Origin of the sequence: Herbaspirillum lusitanum P6-12 (assembly GCF_000256565.1) — a bacterium.
GTDB classification, from domain to species: domain Bacteria; phylum Pseudomonadota; class Gammaproteobacteria; order Burkholderiales; family Burkholderiaceae_D; genus Herbaspirillum; species Herbaspirillum lusitanum.
The window spans coordinates 1-3,155 of the sequence record NZ_AJHH01000595.1; the positions used below are offsets into that span (position 1 = coordinate 1).

Consider the following 3,155-nt stretch of genomic DNA (forward strand, 5'->3'; position numbering starts at 1 on the left):
GTCGGATTCGACCGTCAGCAGGGATTGTTCGACTTTGATGGTATCGCCTACCTTGACCAGGACTTCAATGACTTCGACTTCCTTGAAATCGCCAATATCCGGTACTTTTACTTCGATTTGACTCATCTCTCGTGCTCCGTTTGTTCTGGATCCGGTGCGTTGCATCGCGCTGATGCCACGCCGGAAATTGTGTCCACATGTTGAAGGCGGCCTGCCGACATCAGTATGTCATGACAAGCCGCCTCGCTGATGGTTCAGGTCCCGCAGATTCCCGAATTATTGGGTCACTGGATTCGGTTTTTCCGGATTGATGCCGTATTTGGCGATCGCTTCGGCAACCACGGAAGGCTTGATCTTGCCTTCGTCCGCCAGCGACTTCAGCGCAGCCACGGTCACATAGTGACGGTCGACTTCGAAGAATTCGCGCAGCTTGGCGCGGGTGTCGGAACGGCCGTAACCGTCGGTGCCCAGCACCTTGTAAGTACGGCCCTTCGGTACGAAGGCGCGGACTTGCTCGGCGTAGGTGCGCATGTAGTCGGTCGACACCACGATCGGGCCTTCGGTGCCTTCCATCGATTGCTCGAAGTGGCTCTTGCGGGCAGCTTCGGCCGGATGCAGCATGTTCCAGCGTTCCGAATCCTGGCCGTCGCGCGCCAACAGTGTGAACGACGGTGCGGACCAGACGTCGGCGTCGACCTTCCAGTCGTCGCGCAGCAGATCGGCGGCGGCGATGACTTCGCGCAGGATAGTGCCGGAGCCCAGCAGTTGCACGCGCAGCTTGTTCTTCTTGCCGCCTTCGTTCAACAGATACAGGCCCTTGATGATGCCCTCTTCCTGGCCTGGCTTGATGCCGGGGTGAGCGTAGTTCTCGTTCATCACGGTGATGTAATAGAACACGTCTTCCTGGTTGCCGACCATGCGGCGCAGGCCGTCATGGATGATCACGGCGACTTCGTGGGCGAAGGTCGGATCGTAAGGCACGCAGTTCGGGATTGCCGAAGCAAACACGTGGCTGTGGCCGTCTTCGTGCTGCAGGCCTTCGCCGTTCAGTGTGGTGCGGCCGGCGGTGCCGCCGATCAGGAAGCCGCGGGCGCGCATGTCGCCGGCAGCCCAGGCCAGATCGCCGATACGTTGCAGGCCGAACATCGAGTAATACGTGTAGAACGGAATCATGATGCGGTTGTTGGTCGAGTACGAGGTCGCCGCAGCGATCCACGAGCTCATGCCGCCCGCTTCATTGATGCCTTCTTGCAGAATCTGGCCGGCCTTGTCTTCGCGGTAGTACATGACCTGGTCCTTGTCGACCGGTTCGTACAGCTGACCGACCTGGCTGAAGATGCCGATCTGGCGGAACAGGCCTTCCATGCCGAACGTGCGCGATTCGTCGACCATGATCGGCACCACGCGCTGGCCCAGGCTGCTGTCGCGCAGCAGCGCGGTCAGCACGCGCGAGTACGCTGCGGTGGTCGAGATTTCACGGCCTTCGGCGGTCGGTTCCAGCATGACCTGGAATGCCGACAGTTCAGGCACCACCAGTTTTTCGTCAGCTTGCGGACGGCGTTGCGGCAGATAGCCGCCCAGTGCTTTGCGGCGCTCGTGCAGGTATTGCATTTCCGGCGTGTCTTCGGACGGCTTGAAGAACGGAATGCTCGGCAAGTCGGCGTCGGAGATCGGCAGTTGGAAACGGTCGCGCATGGCCTTGATGGCTTCGTCGTCCAGTTTCTTGGTGTTGTGTGCGGTGTTGCGTGCTTCGCCGGATTTACCGAAACCATAGCCCTTGATGGACTTGGCCAGGATAACGGTCGGTTGATCCTTGCTGTCCTGCGCAACCTTGAACGCTGCGTAGATCTTGTGCGGATCGTGGCCGCCGCGGGTCAGGCGCCAGATGTCGTCGTCGGACATCTTGCTGACCATTTCCAGCAGCTTCGGATGCTTGCCGAAGAAGTGCTTGCGCACGAACGCGCCATCCTTGGCCTTGTAGTTCTGATATTCGCCGTCGACGGTTTCCATCATCACTTTTTGCAGGATGCCTTCCTTGTCCTTGGCCAGCAGCTCGTCCCAGCCGCTGCCCCAGATGACCTTGACGACATTCCAGCCGGCGCCGCGGAAATCGGACTCCAGCTCCTGGATGATCTTGCCGTTGCCGCGCACCGGACCGTCCAGGCGTTGCAGGTTGCAGTTGACCACGATGACCAGGTTGTTCAGCTTTTCACGGCCGGCCATGCCGATGGCGCCCATCGATTCCGGCTCGTCCATTTCACCGTCGCCGCAGAAGGCCCAGACCTTGCGGTTATCAGTCTTGGCGATGCCGCGTGCGTGCAGGTATTTCAGGAAACGCGCCTGGTAAATCGCCATCAGCGGGCCCAGGCCCATCGACACGGTCGGGAACTGCCAGAACTCAGGCATCAGCTTCGGATGCGGATACGACGACAGACCGTGACCGTCGGCTTCGCGGCGGAAGTGGATCAGTTGGTCTTCAGTCAGGCGGCCCTCCAGGAATGCGCGGGCATAAATGCCTGGCGAGGAATGGCCCTGGATGTACAGCAGGTCGCCGCCGTGGTCTTCGGTCGGGGCGTGCCAGAAGTGGTTGAAGCCGATGCCCAGCATGTTCGCCAGCGAGGCAAACGAGGACAAGTGGCCACCCAGGTCGCCGTCGACGCGGTTGGCCTTGACCACCATCGCCATGGCGTTCCAGCGCATCCACGAGCGCAGGCGTTCTTCGATTTCCAGGTTGCCGGGGCAGTGTTCGCCCTGATCGGCAGGAATGGTGTTGACGTAGGCGGTATTGCTGGAGAACGGGATGTGGGCGCCGCGGCGGCGGGCCAGATCGACCATGCGCTCCATCAGGTAGTGTGCGCGTTCAGGGCCTTCGGCTTCGATCACGGCTTCGAGGGCGTCGAGCCACTCTTGCGTTTCAATCACATCGGGATCGTTGGCGGCTTGCGCCAGGACTTGGTCGATTTGGGCTGACATGGTACGTCTCCTGAGTTGAAGGGGATCGGCGGGGAGGCCGGATCGTTAAGCTGCACTACGGCGCTTGTTCAAGCTGCAAATACGCCGTAACACGATTTTTTTTGGATTCTTTATGCCAATACTTTACGGTCTTTGCGCCGCGTGGACGAGGCATTTTAACAGGGCTTTTTTAATTTTCAAAT

Annotated in this window: 2 protein-coding genes; both read right to left on the reverse strand. The window is 59.9% G+C overall.

What is annotated here, in order from left to right:
• The coding region (locus HLUSI_RS31890) for a biotin/lipoyl-containing protein (RefSeq protein WP_157137926.1) at positions 1-126 on the reverse strand (126 nt) is incomplete at its 3' end.
• Positions 127-276: 150 nt separating this feature from the next.
• Positions 277-2,973: a pyruvate dehydrogenase (acetyl-transferring), homodimeric type gene (gene aceE, locus HLUSI_RS0119585; protein WP_016835561.1), complete on the reverse strand. Its 2,697-nt coding sequence runs from the start codon at positions 2,971-2,973 to the stop codon at positions 277-279.
• Positions 2,974-3,155 lie beyond the last annotated feature (182 nt).

Coding starts and splice junctions, on each gene's coding strand:
- aceE (WP_016835561.1), bottom strand. CDS start 2,973: ATGTCAGCCCAAATCGACCAAGTCCTGGCGCAAGCCGCCAACGATCCC.